The organism is Pseudomonas sp. LBUM1678 (assembly GCF_059695575.1).
This window is the reverse complement of the sequence record NZ_CP166775.1, coordinates 4,845,064-4,866,550: the sequence shown is the minus strand read 5'-3', so window position 1 is coordinate 4,866,550 and position 21,487 is coordinate 4,845,064. Positions and strand designations below refer to the sequence as shown.

Below are 21,487 nucleotides of genomic sequence, written 5' to 3'. Positions count from 1 at the left end.
GAACCTATGATCGGTCGCCTGGTGGTGGTCGGTCTAGGGTTGATCGGCGGTTCGTTTGCCAAGGGGCTGCGAGAAAGTGGCCTGTGTCGCGAAGTGGTCGGGGTCGATCTCGACCCGCAATCGCGCAAGCTGGCGGTTGAGCTGGGCGTGGTGGATCGCTGTGAAGAAGACCTGGCAGTTGCTTGCCAGGGCGCAGACGTGATTCAGCTCGCCGTGCCGATTCTCGCCATGGAAAAAATGCTTGGCCGATTGGCCGGCATGGACCTGGGGCAAGCGATCCTGACAGACGTCGGCAGTGCCAAAGGCAACGTGGTGCGTGCTGCGACTGAAGCATTTGGCGGCATGCCTGCGCGATTCGTGCCGGGTCACCCGATTGCCGGTTCCGAGCAGAGCGGGGTGGAAGCCTCCAATGCCGAACTGTTCCGTCGCCATAAAGTGATTTTGACGCCGCTGGATCAAACCGATCCGGCTGCGCTGGCCGTGGTCGACCGTTTGTGGCGCGAATTGGGCGCCGATGTCGAACACATGCAGGTCGAGCGTCACGACGAAGTGTTGGCGGCGACCAGCCATTTGCCGCACCTGTTGGCGTTCGGTCTGGTCGATTCGTTGGCCAAGCGCAATGAAAACCTTGAGATCTTCCGTTACGCTGCCGGCGGTTTCCGCGATTTCACAAGAATCGCGGGTAGCGACCCGGTCATGTGGCACGACATCTTCCTCGCCAACCGCGAAGCTGTCCTGCGCACACTTGATACATTTCGCAGCGACCTCGACGCCTTGCGCGACGCGGTCGATGCAGGGGATGGGCACCAATTGTTGGGCGTTTTTACTCGCGCTCGGGTTGCCCGCGAACATTTCAGTAAAATCCTGGCACGCCGGGCTTATGTGGACGCTATGAACTCCAACGACCTGATTTTCCTGGCACAACCTGGTGGCCGCCTGACTGGGCGGATTCGCGTACCGGGCGATAAATCGATTTCCCACCGTTCGATCATGCTCGGCTCCCTGGCCGAAGGCGTCACCGAAGTGGAAGGTTTCCTTGAGGGCGAAGACGCTCTGGCAACCTTGCAAGCCTTCCGTGACATGGGCGTGGTGATCGAAGGTCCGCACCACGGCCGCGTGACCATTCACGGCGTCGGCCTGCATGGCCTGAAGCCTGCGCCGGGCCCGATCTATCTGGGCAACTCCGGCACCTCGATGCGTCTGCTGTCGGGTCTGCTGGCTGCGCAGGACTTCGACAGCACGCTGACTGGCGATGCTTCGCTGTCCAAGCGCCCGATGAATCGCGTGGCCAATCCGCTGCGTGAAATGGGCGCCGTGATCGAGACCGCCGCCGAAGGTCGTCCGCCGATGACCATCCGTGGCGGCAACAAGCTCAAAGGCCTGACTTACACCATGCCGATGGCCAGTGCTCAGGTTAAATCCTGCCTGTTGCTGGCCGGCCTGTACGCCGAAGGCAAGACCACCGTCACCGAGCCGGCTCCGACTCGTGATCACACCGAGCGCATGCTGCGTGGCTTCGGCTACCCGGTCAGTGTCAACGGTGCTACCGCTTCGGTCGAATCCGGCCACAAGCTGACGGCGACCCACATTGAAGTACCGGGCGATATTTCTTCTTCCGCGTTCTTCCTGGTGGCCGCTTCGATCGCTGAAGGTTCGGAACTGGTGCTTGAGCACGTCGGCATCAACCCGACCCGTACCGGCGTGATCGACATTCTGCGTCTGATGGGCGCTGACATCACCCTGGAAAACCAGCGTGAAGTCGGCGGCGAGCCTGTAGCTGACCTACGCGTACGTGCAGCTAAACTCAAAGGTATCGAGATTCCCGAAGCGCTGGTTCCTCTGGCCATCGACGAATTCCCGGTGCTGTTCGTGGCCGCGGCCTGTGCCGAAGGGCGAACCGTATTGCGCGGCGCCGAAGAGCTGCGAGTCAAGGAGTCGGATCGTATCCAGGTCATGGCCGATGGCTTGTTGGCGCTGGGCGTCAAGTGCGAACCGACCCCGGACGGCATCATCATCGACGGCGGCCTGATCGGCGGCGGCGAAGTGCATGGTCACGGCGATCACCGGATTGCCATGGCCTTCAGCGTGGCTTCGCTGCGCGCCACCGCACCGATCCGCATCCATGACTGTGCCAACGTCGCGACGTCGTTCCCGAACTTCCTGGCGCTGTGCGCGCAGGTCGGCATCCGTGTTGCACAAGAGGCTCAGTCGTGAATATCAAGCCACCGGTCATCACCATCGACGGGCCTAGCGGTTCGGGCAAGGGCACTATTGCCGGAATTCTGGCCAAGCGCCTGGGCTGGTGCCTGCTGGATTCCGGTGCGTTGTACCGCCTGCTGGCATTCGCTGCGCGTAATCATGGCGTCGACCTGACCAATGAGGAGTCGCTCAAACTGCTGGCCGCTCATCTGGACGTGCAGTTCGTCGGAGCGACCGAAGGTCATCCGCAGCGAATCATCCTCGAAGGTGACGATGTCACCGACGATTTGCGCAATGAACAGGTCGGCGCATGGGCTTCCCAGGTGGCTGCCTTGCCGGCCGTTCGTGATGCTCTGCTTCAGCGTCAGCGGGCATTTCAGGAGTCTCCAGGTCTGGTCGCCGATGGTCGCGACATGGGCACGGTAGTTTTCCCGGACGCGCCACTGAAGATATTCCTCACTGCCAGTGCCGAGGAGCGTGCGCGCCGTCGATACTTGCAGTTGAAGGGCAAAGTCGATGGTGTTAGTCTGTCGAGTCTGCTAGATGAGATACGTGCACGCGATGAGCGTGACACCCAGCGAGCGGTAGCCCCGCTCAAGCCGGCGGCTGACGCCATACAGCTGGATTCCACGGAATTATCCATCGATCAGGTGCTGGAACGCATCATGAGCGAGATCGCACTCCGCGATATCGCCGGGTGACCAAGAAGCGACCCAGGGGACCAGTCATAGTCCTGCGTTGTTTCTTTAAATGAACGTAACCCACGTCGTCTGGGATGTGGAGATGGGCGTATTCTTCGCCCTTATACTCAGGAATTAAAATGAGCGAAAGCTTTGCGGAACTCTTTGAAGAAAGCCTAAAAACCCTGAACCTTCAGGCAGGCTCCATCATCACCGGTGTTATCGTTGATATCGATTACCAAGCTCGCTGGGTAACCGTTCACGCTGGCCTGAAGTCTGAAGCACTCATCCCGCTTGAGCAGTTCTACAACGATGCTGGCGAACTGACTATCAACGTCGGTGACGAAGTTCACGTTGCTCTGGACTCGGTTGAAGACGGCTTTGGTGAAACCAAGCTGTCCCGTGAAAAAGCCAAGCGCGCTGAATGCTGGATTGTTCTGGAAGCAGCCTTCGCAGCCGAAGAAGTGGTCAAGGGCGTTATCAACGGTAAGGTTAAAGGCGGCTTCACTGTCGACGTTAACGGCATCCGTGCGTTCCTGCCAGGTTCTCTGGTTGACGTTCGTCCAGTGCGCGACACCACGCACCTGGAAGGCAAAGAGCTGGAATTCAAGGTCATCAAGCTTGACCAGAAACGCAACAACGTTGTCGTTTCCCGTCGTAGCGTCCTCGAAGCCGAGAACTCCGCCGAGCGTGAAGCTCTGCTGGAATCCCTGCAGGAAGGCCAACAAGTCAAAGGTATCGTCAAGAACCTCACCGATTACGGCGCATTCGTCGATCTGGGTGGCGTCGATGGCCTGCTGCACATTACCGACATGGCTTGGAAGCGTATCAAGCATCCTTCCGAAATCGTCAACGTTGGCGACGAGATCGATGTCAAGGTTCTGAAGTACGATCGCGAACGCAATCGTGTTTCCCTGGGCCTGAAGCAACTGGGCGAAGATCCATGGGTTGCTATCAAAGCCCGTTACCCAGAAAGCACTCGCGTTACCGCTCGTGTAACCAACCTGACCGACTACGGCTGCTTCGCTGAGCTGGAAGAAGGCGTTGAAGGCCTGGTACACGTTTCCGAAATGGACTGGACCAACAAGAACATCCACCCTTCGAAAGTCGTACAAGTCGGCGACGAAGTGGAAGTTATGGTTCTGGACATCGACGAAGAGCGTCGTCGTATTTCCCTCGGCATCAAGCAGTGCAAATCTAACCCATGGGAAGATTTCTCTGGCCAGTTCAACAAGGGCGATAAAATCTCCGGCACCATCAAGTCGATCACCGATTTCGGTATCTTCATTGGTCTGGACGGCGGCATCGACGGTCTGGTTCACCTGTCCGACATCTCCTGGAACGAAGTGGGCGAAGAAGCCGTTCGCCGCTTCAAGAAGGGCGACGAGCTGGACACCGTTATCCTGTCGGTTGACCCAGAGCGCGAGCGTATCTCCCTGGGTATCAAGCAACTGGAAAGCGATCCGTTCTCCGAGTACGTTCAAGAGAACGACAAAGGCGCAATCGTTAAAGGCATCGTGAAAGAAGTTGACGCTAAAGGCGCCATCATCACTCTGGCCGACGATATCGAAGCGACTCTGAAAGCCTCCGAAATCAGCCGTGACCGCGTTGAAGACGCGCGCAACGTTCTGAAAGAAGGCCAGGAAGTAGAAGCCAAGATCATCAGCGTTGACCGCAAGAGCCGTGTAATCCAGCTCTCCATCAAGTCGAAAGACGATGCTGAAGAGAAAGAAGCAATCCAGAGCCTGCGCGACAAGCCAGCTTCGGATACCGCTGCTCCTGGTCCTACCACTCTGGGCGACCTGTTGCGTGCACAAATGGAAAAACAGAACTAAGTTCTGTCAGACCATAGAAAAAGGGCGACTTCGGTCGCCCTTTTTTGTGCCTGGGATTTGGTGAATCTATTGATTCGGTTTCATCACGATGCTGGCCGTGAAACCAATCGCCCCCGCAAGCTGTCTCTTTCTGTAATCGGATCAATCGTTTATTTGCAGCTAGTCTTTAGCCTGAAGCAAACGACCGTCAGGCAGGGTGCCTGGCATAAGGAAATGAATGAACAAGCTCATTGTCGCAATAGCGTTACTGTCATTGGCGGGGTGCACCACTAATGCCAAGACTCACGTCGTACGTGGCGTCAGCGGTATCGAGATTGATTGTTCGGGGTTGGGGTCGGGGTGGGAGAAATGTCGCAAGCGCGCTGACAGGGAATGCAAGGCAGCGGGATACAAGGTCGTGGCAAGGTCCGACGATGCCAGGAACGAAGATGAGTTTCCTTTTGGGTTCAACCCGGCCGGGTACTTGACGCGCACCATGCTGGTTATCTGTAGGTGAGGGGGTAGCGGCCGATCAGTGTTTCCAAGCCAGCCCGCCAAGCGTCTCACTGCCGGTAAATATATGTGAAAACTCAGGCTGTTCAAATTCTTCCGGGCATGCTAAAACCTTTGAAGCGCTTTTCCTAGCTGCTTGAAAAAGAAGGGAAAAATATGACGAAGTCGGAGTTGATCGAACGAATTGTCACCCATCAAGGGCTGCTCTCATCCAAGGATGTGGAGCTGGCCATCAAGACCATGCTCGAACAAATGTCCCAGTGTCTGGCCACCGGTGATCGCATCGAGATCCGCGGGTTTGGCAGCTTCTCCTTGCACTACCGCGCGCCGCGCGTAGGTCGCAATCCAAAAACCGGTCAGTCCGTCAGCCTCGACGGCAAGTTCGTACCGCATTTCAAGCCAGGCAAAGAATTGCGCGATCGTGTGAACGAGGACGAGGAGGAAGGGCTTTGACGGCCACCGCAATTCAAGGAGCCGCTCGTGCGTAATCTCAAGCGTGTACTGCTCGCTGTATTCGTCCTGTTGCTGGTTTTGGCGATCCTCGCGTTCGTTCTCGAGAATCAACAATCGGTTTCCCTGCTGTTCCTGGGGTGGGCGGGGCCGCAACTGCCAGTATCGCTGGTTATGGTTGTTGCGCTGCTAATCGGGATGGTGATTGGGCCGATTCTTGGCTGGTTTCTGGGACGTACATCCAGAGCTTCACGCAAGCGCCTTGTCTGATTGCGACAAAGGCGTGGTGTACGTCGAATTTGCACCTATGCTCGTCCGTATCCATTAGTAAAACCGTCATTAAGCTGTAAAATGCTGCGCTTATCCGAGAGTGGCATATTCCCATATCGGTTCAGAATGACTCTGTCAGAAGCCTAAGCTGATTTGATGGCTTCTGCATTCATGGATTAGACAGTGCTCGGTTGGCGGCCCTGTCAGTAACTGAAGGGCATGGTTTAGCGTGAAAATTCTAGTAACCGGCGGCGCCGGGTTTATCGGCTCGGCAGTTATCCGTCATATAATCTCCAACACTGCCGATGCTGTCGTTAACGTCGATAAGCTTACTTACGCGGGTAATCTTGAGTCATTGGCTGACGTTAGCCAGAACTCGCGTTACGTGTTCGAGCGCGTCGACATCTGCGACCGCGATCAGGTCGACCGCGTCCTGCGTGAACACCAACCGGATGCGATCATGCACTTGGCCGCAGAGTCTCACGTCGACCGCTCAATCTCCGGCCCGTCTGAATTTATCCAGACCAACATTATCGGCACTTACACCCTGCTGGAAGCTGCACGCCACTATTGGGCGGCGCTGGATGATGCGCGTAAAGCCAACTTCCGCTTTCACCATATTTCGACTGACGAAGTTTACGGAGACCTTGAAGGTCCGGAAGACCTCTTCACCGAAACCACGCCGTATCAGCCAAGTTCGCCTTACTCCGCCAGCAAGGCCAGTTCCGATCACCTGGTTCGCGCCTGGAGCCGTACTTACGGCTTGCCGATCCTGGTCACCAACTGCTCGAACAATTACGGGCCATGCCATTTTCCTGAGAAGTTGATCCCGCTGATCATCCTCAATGCATTGGAAGGCAAGCCACTGCCGGTCTATGGCAAAGGCAATCAGGTCCGCGACTGGCTCTACGTCGAAGACCACGCCCGCGCGCTGTACAAAGTCGTGACCGAAGGCGTGATTGGCGAGACGTACAACATCGGTGGTCATAACGAAAAGCAAAACATCGAAGTGGTGCATACCCTGTGCGCACTGCTCGACGAACTGCGTCCCGATTCTGCTCACCGTCCCCATGCCAGCCTGATCACCTACGTTCAGGATCGCCCGGGGCATGACCAGCGCTACGCGATCGACGCCAGCAAAATTCAGCGCGAACTGGGTTGGACGCCGGAAGAAACCTTTGAAACCGGTATCCGCAAAACGGTCAAGTGGTACCTCAATAACACTGAATGGGTGGCCCATGTGAAGAGCGGTAGCTATCAGCAGTGGATCGACCAGAACTACGCAGCTCGCTCGAGCAAGGCATGAAAATCCTCCTGCTGGGAAAAAACAGCCAAGTGGGCTGGGAGCTGCAACGTTCCCTCGCGCCACTGGGCGAGTTGATCGCCCTGGATCGTCATCCGGTTGATGGTTTGTGCGGCGACCTGTCTGATCTAGGTGCATTGCCAAGCCAATGGCGTACAGCTCGCGGTTACGGCGATTAATCCTATAGAAACGAGCGCTTATCCATCACCGGCACGTCGTCCTCTGAATTCGCGACTGTGTACTCAGAAACTGCGTGAGAATTTTTGTCTACACTTGCCGGATTGGCAAGGTGGTGTAACCCGAATGCTTAGGGAAGTTTTGAATAAATGACGACGATAAACCGTAAGGGCATCATCCTCGCTGGCGGCTCGGGCACTCGTTTGCATCCGTTGACTCTTGGCGTGTCCAAACAGATGCTGCCGATTTACGACAAACCGATGATCTTTTATCCGTTGTCAGTGCTGATGCTTGCGGGCATGCGGGAGATTCTGATCATCTCCACGCCTGACGACTTGCCGAACTTTCGTAAACTGCTGGGGGATGGCAGCCTGTATGGCATCAAGCTGTCCTACGCTGAACAGCCAAGCCCGGATGGCCTGGCACAGGCGTTCATTATCGGTGAAGAGTTCATTGGTGACGATCCGTGCTGCCTGATCCTGGGCGACAACATCTTCTATGGTCAGTACTTCACGGACCACTTGCGTTCCGCCAATAATCAAACGCAAGGTGCGACCGTATTTGGCTATCACGTTTCAGATCCGGAGCGTTTTGGTGTTATTGAGTTTGACGAAACCGGTCGGGCGCTGAGCATCGAAGAAAAACCGCTGAAACCCAAGTCCAATTATGCGGTGACCGGTTTGTACTTCTATGACAACCAGGTTGTCGAGATCGCCAAGAGCATCAAGCCGTCCGAGCGCGGTGAGCTGGAAATCACCGACGTAAACCGTGTTTACCTTGAGCAGAACGCCCTTAAAGTCGAAATGCTTCGACGCGGATTCGCTTGGCTGGATACAGGGACTCACGACTCGCTGCTTGAGGCTAGTCATTTCGTGCATACCATCGAGAAGCGCCAAGGCTTGAAGGTGGCTTGCCTGGAAGAGATTGCGTACAACAGCGGGTGGATCTCCGCAGCTGAACTGTCCACACAGGCTCGGCGCCTAGGAAAGACTGGTTATGGTCAATACCTGGCGAAACTTTTGGATGCCCATGGCCACTGAGATTTGATCGATGCTGGAGGCTGATGTTATTTTGATGGCGGGCACTTGTTTGTTTTCAAAAGATTTTTTATCTCCGGTCGGCGCATGAGTTATTAATTCGCGGTACTACCTTGTAGAATGACCGACAGAATTATCTGATCCCGATAAGCATTGCATCTCAATCTCAATTGACTCGCTTTTCCTTTCAAAGGAAGGCTCCATTTGTCGAGATTTCCTCCTATAAAGGCGCTACCAGGCAGGAAAGTCCGATAAGTGGTAGAGGACGTCAATTCGGGAGGCGCCAGGCACAAAAGCCGATGGGTTTGGATCGAAGTCGAGCTGTCACCCTTGCAATCGCTTCGAGCAAAGAATTTGCATCGATTACGATGCAGGAATGACCGGAAACATAACTGAGCCCCACTTTCTGGACGTATCTGCCAGAAGGGGGATTAAGGATTTAGAGCATGGAACTGATTCCCGTAATTTTGTCTGGCGGAGTGGGCAGCCGGTTGTGGCCTGTTTCTCGTGAAGCCCATCCAAAGCCGTTTATGGAACTGCCAGATGGCCAGAATCTAATCCAGAAAACCTTCCTTCGTGCTTCGCGCCTGGAAGGTGTTGTGGAAGTTCTGACGGTGACCAACCGGGAACTCCTGTTCAAGACCGAAGACGAGTACGGCGCAGTCAATACAGCCAAGCACGCTCAAGGCTTCATCCTGGAACCTTTCGGTCGTAACACCGCTGCGGCCGTCGCCGCCGCCGCGCTTCAGCTGGAATCCACGCATGGCCCCGACGCCCAAATGCTGGTACTGGCCGCTGACCATCTGATAAAAGACGAAGAAGCCTTTGCTGCGGCCGTATCCAGTGCTATGACACTTGCCGCCGACGGCTGGCTGGTAACCTTCGGTATTCAGCCTACGTACCCTGAAACCGGGTTTGGCTACATCGAAGCGCAAAAAGATACCCCGCTGAAGGGCGGCCTGAAAGTCGCGCGCTTCGTCGAAAAACCCAATCTTGATACCGCTCAGGCTTATGTCAGCGCAGGTAACTACTACTGGAACTCCGGGATGTTCTGCTTTCGAGTGGGTACGGTCCTCGAAGAGCTTCGTCAGCATGCTCCGGACGTAGTGGAAGCGGTCAGCAAGACGATCGAAGCATCGCGCGTTACTTCATCCACCAAGTACCGTTGCCTTGCGCTCGATGCTAATGCGTTCGCTGAGGTGCCGGATATCTCCATCGACTACGCGTTGATGGAACGTTCCTCCAAAGTCGCGACTGTTCCCTGTGATATCGGTTGGAGTGACATTGGTTCCTGGAACGCTGTCAGTGAACTGACCGAGCCTGACGAGAACGGCAACCGCTTTGAAGGCGAGGTGTTGTCCCACGGTTCTCGTAACAACTACGTAAACAGTGAAAGTCGGCTTACCGCGCTGGTCGGTGTCGAGGATTTGCTGGTCATCGACACCCCGGACGCGGTGATGATTGCCCACAAGGACCACGCCCAAGACGTGAAACATATCGTCAACCAGCTCAAGGCCTGCAGTCACACGGTTCATCTGCTCCATCGCACCGTGCATCGCCCTTGGGGCACTTACACGACGCTGGAAAATGGTGAGCGCTTCAAGATCAAGCGCATTGTGGTGAAACCCAAGGCATCTCTGTCCCTGCAAATGCATCACCACAGAAGCGAGCACTGGATCGTTGTCAGCGGGATGGCTAAGGTCGTCAACGACCAACAGGAGTTGATGTTGAACACCAATGAGTCCACCTTCATTCGTGCTGGCCATCAGCACCGCCTGATGAACCCGGGAGTTATCGACCTGGTGATGATTGAAGTGCAAAGTGGCGACTATCTTGGCGAGGACGATATCGTTCGTTTTGACGATATTTACGGTCGCGCCGATAAGTAACAGTGCCAGCGCATAGGCAAGCCAGATCGGGGGATTTCCACCGGTCAGGCTTTTTTTGCATTTGGCCTGTTCCTGATGCATTTCCATTCTGATGAGAGCGCAGATCCGTCAATCGGCTTTGCTTCCACATACCTCAGCAAGAGAGCGGTATGACTACCCCGATCAAAACCCAGTGTTTCAAAGCTTATGACATTCGTGGCCAAGTGCCGTCCGATCTCAATGAAGATGTGGCCTTCCGGATAGGCCGGGCCATGGTTGTCGAGTTGCAAGGCAAAAACATTGTACTGGGGCGGGATATGCGGCTCGAAAGCCCGATGCTGGGAGAGGCGATGACACGTGGGTTGCTTGAGGCCGGTGCCAATGTCATCGATATTGGTTTGTGCGGCACCGAAGAGGTCTACTTTGCCACCAGCGCGTTCAAGGCGGATGGCGGAGTGATGATCACCGCAAGCCACAACCCCAAAGGTTACAACGGGATGAAGCTTGTGAAATCCGAGTCCCGGCCTATCAGTGGCGACACCGGGCTCAATGCCATACGTGACCGCGTGGAAAGGGGTGATTTAGGTGCGCTGGCCGCCACTCCCGGTGAAGTTCGATTTGAGCTGGATAAGACGACCTACATCGAGCACCTACTCAGTTACGTCAATGTTGCAGATCTCAAACCGCTTAAAATCTTGGCCGATCCGGGTAACGGCGCTGCCGGGCCTGTGTTGCAGGAGTTGATCAAAAAACTGCCCTTCGAATGGGTAGTCATCAACGCCGAGCCCGATGGCAACTTCCCCAATGGTGTGCCCAATCCGCTACTTCCAGAAAACCGTACGCTGACACGTCAAGCGTTGCTGGCGAACGGCTGCGATTTGGGAATCGCGTGGGATGGTGATTTCGATCGCTGCTTCTTTTTCGACCAGAACGGCCGCTTCATCGAGGGCTATTATCTGGTTGGCCTGTTGGCTGAAATGCTGCTCAAGAAGAACCCTGGCTCCAAGATCATCCATGATCCGAGGTTGACCTGGAACACGATCGATCAGGTTCGATTGGCGGGCGGTGTTTCAGTACAATGCAAGACCGGGCACGCATTCATAAAAGAGCGCATGCGTCTGGAGGATGCAATTTACGGCGGTGAGATGAGTGCTCACCATTACTTTCGGGATTTTGCCTATTGTGACAGCGGCATGATCCCCTGGCTGCTGGTGGCCGCATTGATGTCTGCCTCGGGAAAAAATTTAGCCCAACTTGTTGATGAGCGTATTGCCGCCTATCCATGTAGTGGCGAAATCAACTATCGGGTAAACGATGTATCCGCAGCGCTGAAGGAGGTCCTGGCACATTATTTACCTGAAGGGCCTCACCTCGATCAAACCGATGGCGTCGGTCTGGAGTTTCCCGACTGGCGATTCAATCTGCGAGGTTCAAACACAGAACCTCTGTTGAGGTTGAATGTGGAAAGTAAAAGAGACCCAGAGCTGGTAGCGGTAAAGGTTAAAGAAATTGAGGAACTGCTGAACAGTAGATATATGGAATGACAAAGCGGTTCTCACTTCCAGAAGGACAGTGAAGGGCAGCAACGAGTTGAGTCTATTTTAGAGACTTACTGTTCGATTGATTAATTCAAAATGGTGAAAAAATGAGCGACAAGAAAGTAGCGTTGATTACGGGTATTACTGGTCAGGATGGTGCTTACCTCGCTGAGTTCCTGCTCAAAAAAGGTTACTCGGTACACGGCATCAAGCGCCGTAGCTCCCTTTTCAATACTCAGCGTATTGACCATCTCTACCACGACCCGCACAACCAAGGCTATGATCTCAAGCTGCACTACGGCGACCTGACCGATTCAAGTAGCCTGATTCGTATCGTGCAAGAAGTTCAACCAGATGAGGTCTACAACCTCGGGGCGCAAAGCCACGTTGCGGTTTCCTTTGAATCGCCAGAATACACTGCTGATACTGATGCCATGGGTACACTGCGCATCCTTGAAGCAATCCGCATCGCTGGTCTTGAGAAAAAGACCAAGTTCTATCAAGCGTCCACATCCGAGCTGTACGGTCTGGTTCAGGAAATTCCACAGAAAGAAACCACGCCGTTCTATCCGCGTTCCCCTTATGCCGTCGCCAAGATGTACGCCTACTGGATCACTGTGAACTACCGTGAGTCTTATGGCATGTATGCCTGCAACGGTATTCTCTTTAACCACGAATCGCCCATCCGCGGTGAAACCTTCGTAACCCGTAAGATCACTCGCGCCCTGGCACGTATCAAGATCGATCTGCAAGATTGCCTGTACCTCGGGAACATGGACGCCCTGCGTGACTGGGGTCATGCTCGTGATTACGTGGAAATGCAATGGCTTATGCTGCAACAAGAAACTCCGGAAGACTTTGTGATCGCGACCGGTGAGCAGCATTCGGTTCGGGAGTTTGTTGAGGTTGCAGCGAAGGAAATCGATATCAAGATTCGTTGGGAAGGTACGGGCGTAGACGAGAAAGGTTACGACGTCGCTACCAACAAATGTATCGTTGCCGTCGATCCGCGTTATTTCCGTCCGGCCGAAGTTGAGACGCTGTTGGGTGACCCAAGCAAAGCCAAAGCCAAATTAGGCTGGGTACCCACTACCTCCTTCAATGAGTTGGTAGAAGAAATGATGCGTGAAGACATGAATGAAGCCAAGCGTGACAAACTGGTCGCTGAACACGGCTTTAAATACTTCAAGGGTCAGGAATAAAGGGGGCTGTTATGATTCCGGTATATCAGCCCTTTTTGGGCGGACGCGAAAAGGAATATGTAAACCAGTGTCTTGATTCGACCTGGATTTCCTCCCGTGGAGAGTTTATCTCCCGCTTTGAGAGCGAGTTTGCCCGATACATTGGTGCGGAACATGCGACCACAGTGAGCAATGGCACCGTTGCCCTGCACTTGGCAATGGCCGCTCTGGGGCTTGGGCCTGGCGATGAGGTGATTGTTCCAACGCTCACTTACGTGGCGTCCGTTAACACCATCATGCAAACCGGGGCCAGCGTCGTTTACGCTGAATCCCTGGCTGATACCTGGAACGTCAGCGTTGCAGACATCCGCAGCCGCATCACGCCGAAAACCAAAGCCGTCATGGTCGTGCATTTGTACGGCCTGTCGTGCGACATGGATGAGGTCGTCGCTCTGTGTAAAGAGCACAACCTGCTGCTGATCGAAGACTGTGCAGAAGCTTTCGGCTCTCTGTACAACGGTCAGCATGTAGGGACGTTTGGTGATGTCGCGACATTCAGTTTTTTTGGAAACAAGACCATTACCACCGGTGAGGGTGGGATGGTCGTGTCCAAGAACAAGGACATCCATGAGAGAGCCTGCCATCTCAAAAGCCAGGGCGTGTCCAAAACCCGCGAATATTGGCATGACGAGTTGGCGTTCAACTATCGGATGACCAACATCTGTGCAGCCATTGGCCTCGCCCAGTTGGAACGTGCAGACGAGATCATCACGCTTAAGCGGCAGGTTGCGGACTGGTATCGTGAAGCGCTCGAAGGACTTCCGCTGCAGATGCATGCAGAGCAACCCGGTACACGCCACTCCTACTGGATGTGCTCGGTGCTGTTGGATGATCCGAAGCAGCGTCAGGCATTGCGCGATCATTTGAAGAACAAGGGCATTGAGACACGCCCTCTGTTCGCTCCTGCTCACCACATGCCGCATTGCAAGACGGATGAAACCTTTCCGGTGGCCGAGGACCTTAGCTCGCGCGGGATGAACCTCCCGAGTTATCCGACGCTGAGCCGCGAGCAGGTGCAGCAAGTAGTAGAAGAAATTCGATCTTACTTTGCCAGCTGATGTTGCGTTGGGATTGAGGCTGGTAACAGCCTCAATTCTCATAAAAATTCAAAGAGGACGAATAATGTCCAGGCTTTCGAATTTAATTATTCAGGGGAAGTAATGTTTTCGTATTTTTCTCGCGTTTGGGCTGCTCGATACTTTTGGGTACATCTTGCTCTAGCTGATTTGCGCTCCCGCTGGCGCAGGTCTTTTTTTGGCGTGACGTGGTCAATTATTCAGCCTTTGGGTATGACCGTGCTCCTGACGCTGGTATTTAGCAAGCTGTTCAACACGGATGTATTAACCTACGCCCCTTATGTTCTCTCCGGAATAGTCGTGTGGGAGTTCATCTCCGCTAATACAATTGGCGGCTCATTGTCTTTCGTTCAAGCGGATGCTTACATTAAACAATGTAATCATCCCTTGGCAATTTATACCTTGCGAACTGTGCTCGGTAGTTCAATCGTGCTCATGCTGGCCAGTGTTTCCCTCTATCTCTGGGTGGCGATCATGATGCCTCAGAATTTCGGATGGAGCTGGTTGGCGACGCTAACGATATTCCCCGTCGTTGCCTTGATAGCCTGGCCTGTATCGACACTTCTCGCCTACATCAGTACCCGCTTTCGTGACGTTCCCCACGCGCTTGGGCTGGTAATGCAATCATTATGGTTCGTGTCTCCGGTGTACTTTGAAGCGAAAATGTTTCAAAACGGCGGGTTGCACGCTCTGGTTGATTACAACCCGATTTATCACATTCTTCAGTTGTTCAGAGCGCCGCTTCTGCAAGGGGAATGGCCAACTTTTGAAAACTACGCTTTTAGTTTGGGTACTGCTTTGTTCTTCGGTCTAATCGCGATGTATGTTGGTTACAAAGCGGAGCGGAAGGTTATTTTTTACCTATGAGAATGAATAAAATCAATCAGATCAATGTAAAGAACGTAAATCTCCATTACGCGGCTGCGGCCTATAAGGAGCGTTCATTAAAGTCATTGATGGCCAACATTTTCGCAAAAAAAGATGCCAATAACCACGTGGCCGATATTCACGCACTCAAGAACATAAATGTTCAAATTGTCAGCGGCGAGCGGGTGGGGCTTCTTGGGCATAATGGCGCGGGTAAGAGTACATTCCTCAAGACGGTTGCAGGCCTGTATCCAATCTCCAGCGGCGAGCTCGATGTACAAGGCCAGGTTCGTTCCCTGTTTGACCTGAGCTTGGGATTCGAACCGGACGCAACGGGACGTGAGAATATTCTCTACCGTGGCCTGCTGCTAGGCCTGTCTCCTAAGTTCATGCGAGAAAAGATCGACGAAATCGTAGCGTTTGCCGATCTGGGCGAGTTCATTGATTACCCGATTAAAACGTACTCTGCCGGGATGCAAGTACGACTTGCTTTTGCTATCTCAACCACGGTCGGCGGCGACATTCTGTTGCTGGATGAGGTAATTGGTGCGGGCGATGCCAACTTTATGGCAAAGGCTAAAGTACGTATTACCAGTCTGATCGAAAAGGCTGAAATACTCGTGCTGGCCTCTCATGACTTCGGTGCTTTGCAATCCATCTGCACCCGGGGCTTGGTGTTTCATCATGGCGAGTTGTTGTTCGACGGTGAAATAACCGACGCGATAGCTGAATACAAGAAGATAAATGGACTTGCTGATGCAAACTAAACCGTTTCGTGTGATGTGGCTGCTGAACCATGGCGCAGCTCGTAAATTCGAGCTTCAAATGCTCAAGACATTGGGGGTTAAAGAATTTTTTCTGCCAAAGTCATTTCCACAGGAAATCGGTTTTCGTTCGGCAAGCATAGATCATTCGGAGGATGCGAACCTTACTATTCCTGCTGAAGATCTAGAGGTATTAAATCAGCAGAACTGGTATGTGTCGCCGTCGAAAGAAGCCTGGGATATAGCCAATAAATATTTCGATGTTTGTTTTTTTATCTGCCACTCGAAAGGCTTCATGAATGAGGTTTCACGATCATTCACTGGGGCGGCTATTTGGCGCGCTTATGGGCTGGACAAGACACTAAGCTATTCAGAAGTCGTGAAGGTCTTGACGCTAGGTACGCAGTCAGTAAAGAAACTTGGACGACGTCTTTGGTTGGGTATTGCGTACGAGCATCTTGCCGATTCTGAACCCATGTACCTGCAGAAGCGTAAGGCATTTTTACCGCTGGGCCTGAGTAACTGTGCGATCAATGACATCTGGAACGGCAGACAGAAGCATATTTTTTTCGTTTGCCCGGATATTGGTTTCAGTAGTTACTATAAAAAAGTATATGAAGAATTTATTTCGGACATGCAAGGGTTGCCATACAAAATCGGTGGTTCTCAGCCGATAGAGGTGAATGATCCGAATGTGTTGGGTTTTGTCACCAACGAAGAGCATGAACGTAACATGAGAGAGTCGCGAGTGATGTTTTATCATTCAAGCGAACCCAACCATATTCATTATCATCCCTTCGAAGCCATTCGCGTCGGTATGCCACTGATCTTCATGAGTGGGGGCATCCTGGATCGCATGGGTGGAGCGACCCTTCCTGGTCGATGCGAGTCTGTCAAAGAAGCGAGAGAGAAAATTCGTCGCATCTTGAATGATGACACGAAGTTTATTGAGCAAGTCCGTAGAAGTCAGGCAGTACTGCTGGAGCCCATGCGCGCAGAGAACTGTGAAGCCGCTTGGATAAGCAGTTTCAAAGAAATCTTGCAAGAGCTGGAAGTCAGCCGCTTGGAACAAAGCCAACGGCCAGTCAAACGCAAGAAAATCGCAGTGGTAGTCCCAGTCGAGTATCGAGGGGGGAGCCTTCGTGGTGCCCATCTGCTAGCGGAAGCTTTGCATGAAGGGAGCAGGCAGTGGGGAGAGGATGTCGACGTTGTCCTCTTGCATTTGAAGTCTGCTGACGATGAGGCAGAAGATCCTTCCGATCAGGATGAGAGAATTCAGCGGCGCACTTTTCACTGGAAAACCCTCGACGCGCAAACAGCACGGAGAGCCATGCGATATGCAGGTCATGACGGTTGGGAACCGGACTCCGTAAGATATGTTGTCCCGGATGACGGTATCAAACAGCTTCTGGACTGCGATGCGTGGATCATAGTCTCTGATCGCGTGCAGGCACCCTTAGTACCTCTGCGGCCATGCATATTTATGGTCTATGACTACCTTCAGCGGTATGAAAAGGTACTTTCCAAAAGCGGAGATGAAAACTTTATCAGTGCCGTGCGCAGGGCACAGAAGCTTCTTGTAACAACAGAGTTTACGGAACAGGACGCCATTCAGTATGCCGGTGTTGAGGTAAATAGAATCGCTAAAGTACCTATGCTCGCTCCCGATTTTTCAAAAGTTGAATTTGAGATGTTGTCGGCCCCAGACCAGCCATATTTCCTGTGGACAACTAATGCCGGGGCACACAAGAATCATGTAAATGCACTAAAAGCACTCAAGTTCTATTATGAGGTTCTTGGAGGGCAATTCTTCTGTCATGTAACGGGTGTGAATACTAACAACCTGCTAGAGAGTAGTGAACCGCACCTTAAGTCACTGTCTGTACAGGTTAATGCAAGCGCCGCATTGTGGGAGAAAGTTAAATGGCTTGGCGAACTCCCAGACTTTGAGTATCGCAGTGCTTTGGCGAATGCAATGTTTCTATGGCATGCAGGCAAAATTGACAACGGGTCCTTCAGTGTTGTTGAAGCCGCTAGCTTAGGTGTACCGGCATTGAGTAGTGACTATCCGGCTATGCGCGAGATGGACATTCAGTTTTCACTGCAGTTGTCCTGGATGAATGCCGCCGACTATAAAGAGATGGCGCACAAGCTGAAAGAAATGGAATTGACTTACTTGTCCAAGAAGGCCCTGCTTCCATCGCCTGAGGTATTGGCAGAACAAGGCGTTGAGAAGTTGGCGGCACAATATTGGGGAGTCATACGCGAGTGTCTATAAATAAATATGGTATCTACTTGGCCTATGCGCCGGGTTTGGATTTGCGTCACGAAGGCTTGGGTAGATACCTCGCTGCCTTTCTGAAAGGGGCTAGCGACCGAGAAGATGTGCGCTTTGTACTGGTATGCCCGAGTTGGTCAAAAGAAGGGCTTGAAGATCTATTTCGCAGTGAAGGTGTCTCTAAAGAGCGCTTCGAATTAGTTTCTCCATCGAAAAAGCCGATGGTGTTACGCGTTTACGAAGCCTACATCGCTAGAAAGAAACGAAAACGGAAGCCAGGAATATTCAAAAGAATTTCCAATGGTTTCTCAGCGATTAAAAAAGCTGCTATTGATCACGTTGAGCATCAATTGGTAACGACCAATTCGTATGCGGGTGTAGCGCTACTGTTCATAGAAGGTCTTTTTCTTGTCAGCCTTGGGGTCTTGTTTAGCCCAATTATTATTTTGGCGTTGATTGTTCTTTTTTTCATAAAATTCAAGTTTGTTTTTAAACGACTGACTCGACCTTTTCGGCGCCATTTATCACGCGCTCGAGTGGCTGTCGGGGAGCCGAAGGACGATGCTTTCATTTTCCGACTTTATAAGCGAATGGAAAGAATTGAGTCAGAGCGAATGCTTCACTTGATTGATAGCCTGGCTGATGTGAAAGCTTGGTACAGTCCTACTGCTTTTTGGCCGGCCTTCAACAAGATAGATCGTCCACGTCTGATGTGCGTGCCAGATGTAGTGTTATCGGATTTCCCTGTCGGTTTCTCAAGTGTAGGAGGCGAACGCTTTTTGCAAACCTTTGAGGATGTTCGCCGATCGATCCAGACGGGGCAGCATTACGTCACCTACAGCAACGCAATCAAGTGGGATACATTGGTCGAACAGTATTCGATCCGTGCTTCCAATGTATCGGTGATCCACCATGCGCCGAATATGCTGAACCAGTGGGTCACAACTCGAGGGTTTGCGGATCTGGAAGCCACCTCGCTCCATTATTCACAAACGCTTCTCGCTAGTGCGATGCGTAAATCCTCCAATAAGAACTATACGGTAGGTTTCGCAAATGCCTCCTTTAAGTTTATATTTTATGCGAGCCAATTTAGACCGAACAAAAATTTGTTGATGTTGTTGCGAGCATACGAATTCCTTTTAAGGAAAAAATATGTCAGCCACAAACTGATTTTGACCGGTGATCCTGAGCGTTATCCGGCCGTCAAAAAATTCATTGCCGAACACGGTTTGGAGAATGATGTTTTATGCTTATACGGCTTGACGGTGCAGGAGCTTGCTGCGTGTTACAAGTTGGCAGACCTGGCGGTAAACCCTAGTCTGAGTGAAGGGGGGTGCCCATTCACCTTTACCGAGGCTCTGTCAGTAGACACGCCGGTGGTCATGGCTCGAATTGCGGTTACTGAGGAAATACTTGACCAGCCCGAGCTTCAAGACACGACATTTTTTGACCCGTTTGAATGGGAAGATATGGCTCGCCGTATTGAATGGGCTCTGTCTCATCGAGAGGAGCTTCTTAAACTGCAGAAAAACATCTATCAGAGCTTGATTCAGCGTACCTGGACGGATGTCGTGAATGAACACATCACTGTTCTTGAAGCTATCTCTGCCGGTGGCGGTAACCCTTTGGAGGTCCAGGCGTGACTTCCATTACAGGGATCCTGATTCTGGGGTTTGGCGGTCATGCCCGAAGTGTGGCTGACGTTGCACTTGCGTCGGGGATAACGCAGTTGTGCTTTATCGATGCCAACGCCAGGCCAGATGAATCGTTTTGTTCGTTCCCCGTGAAAGCGTCCGTGGATTTTGAGCTGCCCGATGATTGGTCAGTCATTCCCGCTGCTGGCGACAACAAGAAGCGAATAGAGCAATGCGAATGGATCATTCAGCAGGGATGGCCTTTAGCGACACTCATCTCACCCAGCGCCACCATAGGCATCGGAGCCCAAATCGGTGAGGGGACTTTTATTGCTCATCACGCACATGTTGGGCCGATGGCATCCGTCGGACGCGGTTGTATTATCAATACCGGCGCAATTGTCGAGCATGAGTGTGTGGTGGGTGACCACAACCACATTTCCGTCGGCGCTGTAGTTGCTGGCCGCAGCTGTATCGGTGATCGCTGCTTCCTGGGGGCGGGCTCAACAGTCATCGACGGGCTTCGGGTGACAGACGATGTCATGCTGGGAGCCGGTGCGTGTGCTCATCGTAATCTTGATAAGGCTGGCACCTACGTGGGAGTTCCAGCGAAGTTTTTGGGGCGCAAATCTTGAAAATCCTGCATTTTTTCAAGACTTACTACCCGGATACCATGGGCGGTATAGAGCAGGTTATCTTTCAGCTCGCTGAGGGAGGGACGCAGCACGGTATCGAGTCCGAAGTCCTTTACCTGAGCCCCCGTGGCGCAATGCGCAATGAGCGGCTCGGACACCATATTACCCACCGATCCTATGAGAACTTTCAGGTTGCTTCCACTGGTTTTTCAATCGGTGCGATCAAGGACTTCTACGAGCTTGCCAAACAAGCCGACATTATCCATTACCATTTTCCCTGGCCGTTTATGGATATGGTGCACTTTCTAACGAGAATCAAGAAGCCGACCGTTGTTACGTATCACTCGGATATCGTCAAACAACAGTCATTGCTCCGTTTCTATAATCCGCTCTTGCATGCATTTCTACGAAATGTAGATGTCATCGTTGCATCCTCACCTAACTATGTTGCCAGCAGCGAGACGCTGGGTAAGTACCTAGATAAGGTCAAGGTGGTCCCCATTGGTATCGATCGTGATACGTACCCAGAGGCGACTGAAGCATCATTGGCACATTGGCGTGAGGTAGTGGGGGAGCGCTTTTTCCTGTTTGTTGGGGCGCTCCGCTATTACAAAGGCCTGGACTTTCTTCTGGAAGCTGCTCAGCAGACAAAGCTGCCTATCGTGATCATGGGCAAAGGCCCCATGGAAATGGCGCTGAAACAGAAGGCTAAAGACGCGGGCCTGGATAATGTCTTTTTTGTCGGTGGCCTGCCGGATGGTGACAAGGCCGCGCTGATGACCTTGTGTTTCGCTTTGGTATTCCCCTCTCACCTTAGATCCGAAGCCTTCGGGATTACCCTGCTCGAAGGGGCGATGTATGGCAAGCCGCTCATCTCCTGCGAAATTGGAACAGGTACAACGTACATCAATATCGAAGGCCAAACGGGCTATGTGGCACTCCCGGGAGACAGCGCGTCGCTTGCAAGCGCTATGAAGAAGCTCTGGGATGATCCAGTGGCGGCTGCCACCATGGGGGAGAATGCTCTACAGCGTTATGAAGAGTATTTCAAGGCCGATGATATGGTGAAGTTCTACAGCGAAATATATCGTTCGCTTTTGAAGTGATTAGTGTGTGCACTCAAGAAGTTTGATATATAACTAA

18 protein-coding genes and 2 pseudogenes are annotated in these 21,487 nt (G+C 52.7%); all 20 read left to right on the top strand.

What is annotated here, in order from left to right; all coding sequences use genetic code 11:
- Positions 1-6 precede the first annotated feature (6 nt).
- The 20 genes and pseudogenes from ACA070_RS22060 (at position 7) to ACA070_RS21965 (ending at position 21,450) form a co-directional block, all read left to right on the top strand.
- Entirely contained in the window at positions 7-2,214 is a 2,208-nt protein-coding gene (locus tag ACA070_RS22060) for a bifunctional prephenate dehydrogenase/3-phosphoshikimate 1-carboxyvinyltransferase (RefSeq protein WP_497452006.1), read from the top strand.
- Positions 2,211-2,900: a (d)CMP kinase gene (gene cmk, locus ACA070_RS22055; protein ID WP_497448336.1), complete on the top strand. Its 690-nt coding sequence runs from the start codon at positions 2,211-2,213 to the stop codon at positions 2,898-2,900. Before ACA070_RS22060 ends, cmk begins: the two co-directional genes overlap by 4 nt.
- A 119-nt stretch (positions 2,901-3,019) precedes the next feature.
- Positions 3,020-4,714, top strand: coding sequence for a 30S ribosomal protein S1 (rpsA, locus tag ACA070_RS22050; RefSeq protein WP_074874771.1), 1,695 nt, complete (start codon positions 3,020-3,022; stop codon positions 4,712-4,714).
- Positions 4,715-4,931: 217 nt separating this feature from the next.
- Positions 4,932-5,210, top strand: coding sequence for a hypothetical protein (locus tag ACA070_RS22045; RefSeq protein WP_497448335.1), 279 nt, complete (start codon positions 4,932-4,934; stop codon positions 5,208-5,210).
- Between the two features lie 152 nt (positions 5,211-5,362).
- Positions 5,363-5,659, top strand: coding sequence for an integration host factor subunit beta (gene ihfB / locus ACA070_RS22040; protein ID WP_003369729.1), 297 nt, complete (start codon positions 5,363-5,365; stop codon positions 5,657-5,659).
- Positions 5,660-5,686: 27 nt separating this feature from the next.
- Positions 5,687-5,926: a LapA family protein gene (locus ACA070_RS22035; RefSeq protein WP_497448334.1), complete on the top strand. Its 240-nt coding sequence runs from the start codon at positions 5,687-5,689 to the stop codon at positions 5,924-5,926.
- 229 nt (positions 5,927-6,155) lie between these two features.
- Positions 6,156-7,232, top strand: coding sequence for a dTDP-glucose 4,6-dehydratase (gene rfbB, locus ACA070_RS22030; RefSeq protein ID WP_497448333.1), 1,077 nt, complete (start codon positions 6,156-6,158; stop codon positions 7,230-7,232).
- Positions 7,229-7,387: pseudogene (locus tag ACA070_RS22025) on the top strand (sugar nucleotide-binding protein); the annotation flags it as partial. The gene rfbB and the pseudogene ACA070_RS22025, both read left to right, overlap by 4 nt.
- Positions 7,371-7,559: pseudogene (locus tag ACA070_RS22020) on the top strand (sugar nucleotide-binding protein); the annotation flags it as partial. The pseudogenes ACA070_RS22025 and ACA070_RS22020, both read left to right, overlap by 17 nt.
- Positions 7,556-8,446 (top strand): glucose-1-phosphate thymidylyltransferase RfbA, encoded by an 891-nt coding sequence (rfbA, locus tag ACA070_RS22015; protein WP_497448332.1) that lies wholly within the window; start codon positions 7,556-7,558, stop codon positions 8,444-8,446. The pseudogene ACA070_RS22020 and the gene rfbA, both read left to right, overlap by 4 nt.
- Before the next feature lie 443 nt (positions 8,447-8,889).
- On the top strand, positions 8,890-10,332 hold the full coding sequence (locus ACA070_RS22010; RefSeq protein WP_497448331.1) for a mannose-1-phosphate guanylyltransferase/mannose-6-phosphate isomerase: 1,443 nt from the start codon (positions 8,890-8,892) through the stop codon (positions 10,330-10,332).
- Between the two features lie 149 nt (positions 10,333-10,481).
- Positions 10,482-11,855, top strand: coding sequence for a phosphohexomutase domain-containing protein (locus tag ACA070_RS22005; protein WP_497448330.1), 1,374 nt, complete (start codon positions 10,482-10,484; stop codon positions 11,853-11,855).
- A gap of 101 nt (positions 11,856-11,956) precedes the next feature.
- Positions 11,957-13,051 (top strand): GDP-mannose 4,6-dehydratase, encoded by a 1,095-nt coding sequence (gmd, locus tag ACA070_RS22000; RefSeq protein WP_282382624.1) that lies wholly within the window; start codon positions 11,957-11,959, stop codon positions 13,049-13,051.
- A gap of 11 nt (positions 13,052-13,062) precedes the next feature.
- Positions 13,063-14,148 carry a DegT/DnrJ/EryC1/StrS family aminotransferase gene (locus tag ACA070_RS21995; protein WP_497448329.1) on the top strand — a complete coding sequence of 362 codons (1,086 nt, stop codon included), beginning with the start codon at positions 13,063-13,065 and terminating at the stop codon, positions 14,146-14,148.
- A gap of 102 nt (positions 14,149-14,250) precedes the next feature.
- Positions 14,251-15,033 carry an ABC transporter permease gene (locus ACA070_RS21990; protein ID WP_497448328.1) on the top strand — a complete coding sequence of 261 codons (783 nt, stop codon included), beginning with the start codon at positions 14,251-14,253 and terminating at the stop codon, positions 15,031-15,033.
- Positions 15,030-15,800 carry an ABC transporter ATP-binding protein gene (locus tag ACA070_RS21985; RefSeq protein ID WP_497448327.1) on the top strand — a complete coding sequence of 257 codons (771 nt, stop codon included), beginning with the start codon at positions 15,030-15,032 and terminating at the stop codon, positions 15,798-15,800. The genes ACA070_RS21990 and ACA070_RS21985 overlap by 4 nt, the downstream gene beginning before the upstream one ends.
- Complete coding sequence (locus tag ACA070_RS21980; protein WP_497448326.1) at positions 15,778-18,075, top strand: glycosyltransferase; 2,298 nt, start codon at positions 15,778-15,780, stop codon at positions 18,073-18,075. Before ACA070_RS21985 ends, ACA070_RS21980 begins: the two co-directional genes overlap by 23 nt.
- The gene (locus tag ACA070_RS21975; protein ID WP_497448325.1) at positions 18,066-19,718 is read left to right on the top strand and encodes a glycosyltransferase; all 1,653 of its coding nucleotides are present in this window, start codon (positions 18,066-18,068) and stop codon (positions 19,716-19,718) included. The genes ACA070_RS21980 and ACA070_RS21975 overlap by 10 nt, the downstream gene beginning before the upstream one ends.
- Positions 19,715-20,344 (top strand): acetyltransferase, encoded by a 630-nt coding sequence (locus ACA070_RS21970; RefSeq protein WP_497448324.1) that lies wholly within the window; start codon positions 19,715-19,717, stop codon positions 20,342-20,344. Before ACA070_RS21975 ends, ACA070_RS21970 begins: the two co-directional genes overlap by 4 nt.
- The gene (locus tag ACA070_RS21965) at positions 20,341-21,450 is read left to right on the top strand and encodes a glycosyltransferase family 4 protein (protein WP_497448323.1); all 1,110 of its coding nucleotides are present in this window, start codon (positions 20,341-20,343) and stop codon (positions 21,448-21,450) included. Before ACA070_RS21970 ends, ACA070_RS21965 begins: the two co-directional genes overlap by 4 nt.
- Positions 21,451-21,487: the final 37 nt, after the last annotated feature.

Excerpts from the sequence above, each read along its gene's own strand:
- gmd (WP_282382624.1), top strand. The coding sequence starts at position 11,957 with ATGAGCGACAAGAAAGTAGCGTTGATTACGGGTATTACTGGTCAGGAT.
- ihfB (WP_003369729.1), top strand. The coding sequence starts at position 5,363 with ATGACGAAGTCGGAGTTGATCGAACGAATTGTCACCCATCAAGGGCTG.
- ACA070_RS22010 (WP_497448331.1), top strand. The coding sequence starts at position 8,890 with ATGGAACTGATTCCCGTAATTTTGTCTGGCGGAGTGGGCAGCCGGTTG.
- ACA070_RS21980 (WP_497448326.1), top strand. The coding sequence starts at position 15,778 with ATGGACTTGCTGATGCAAACTAAACCGTTTCGTGTGATGTGGCTGCTG.
- rpsA (WP_074874771.1), top strand. The coding sequence starts at position 3,020 with ATGAGCGAAAGCTTTGCGGAACTCTTTGAAGAAAGCCTAAAAACCCTG.
- rfbA (WP_497448332.1), top strand. The coding sequence starts at position 7,556 with ATGACGACGATAAACCGTAAGGGCATCATCCTCGCTGGCGGCTCGGGC.
- ACA070_RS21990 (WP_497448328.1), top strand. The coding sequence starts at position 14,251 with ATGTTTTCGTATTTTTCTCGCGTTTGGGCTGCTCGATACTTTTGGGTA.
- ACA070_RS21995 (WP_497448329.1), top strand. The coding sequence starts at position 13,063 with ATGATTCCGGTATATCAGCCCTTTTTGGGCGGACGCGAAAAGGAATAT.
- ACA070_RS22045 (WP_497448335.1), top strand. The coding sequence starts at position 4,932 with ATGAACAAGCTCATTGTCGCAATAGCGTTACTGTCATTGGCGGGGTGC.
- ACA070_RS22005 (WP_497448330.1), top strand. The coding sequence starts at position 10,482 with ATGACTACCCCGATCAAAACCCAGTGTTTCAAAGCTTATGACATTCGT.
- ACA070_RS21985 (WP_497448327.1), top strand. The coding sequence starts at position 15,030 with ATGAGAATGAATAAAATCAATCAGATCAATGTAAAGAACGTAAATCTC.
- ACA070_RS22060 (WP_497452006.1), top strand. The coding sequence starts at position 7 with ATGATCGGTCGCCTGGTGGTGGTCGGTCTAGGGTTGATCGGCGGTTCG.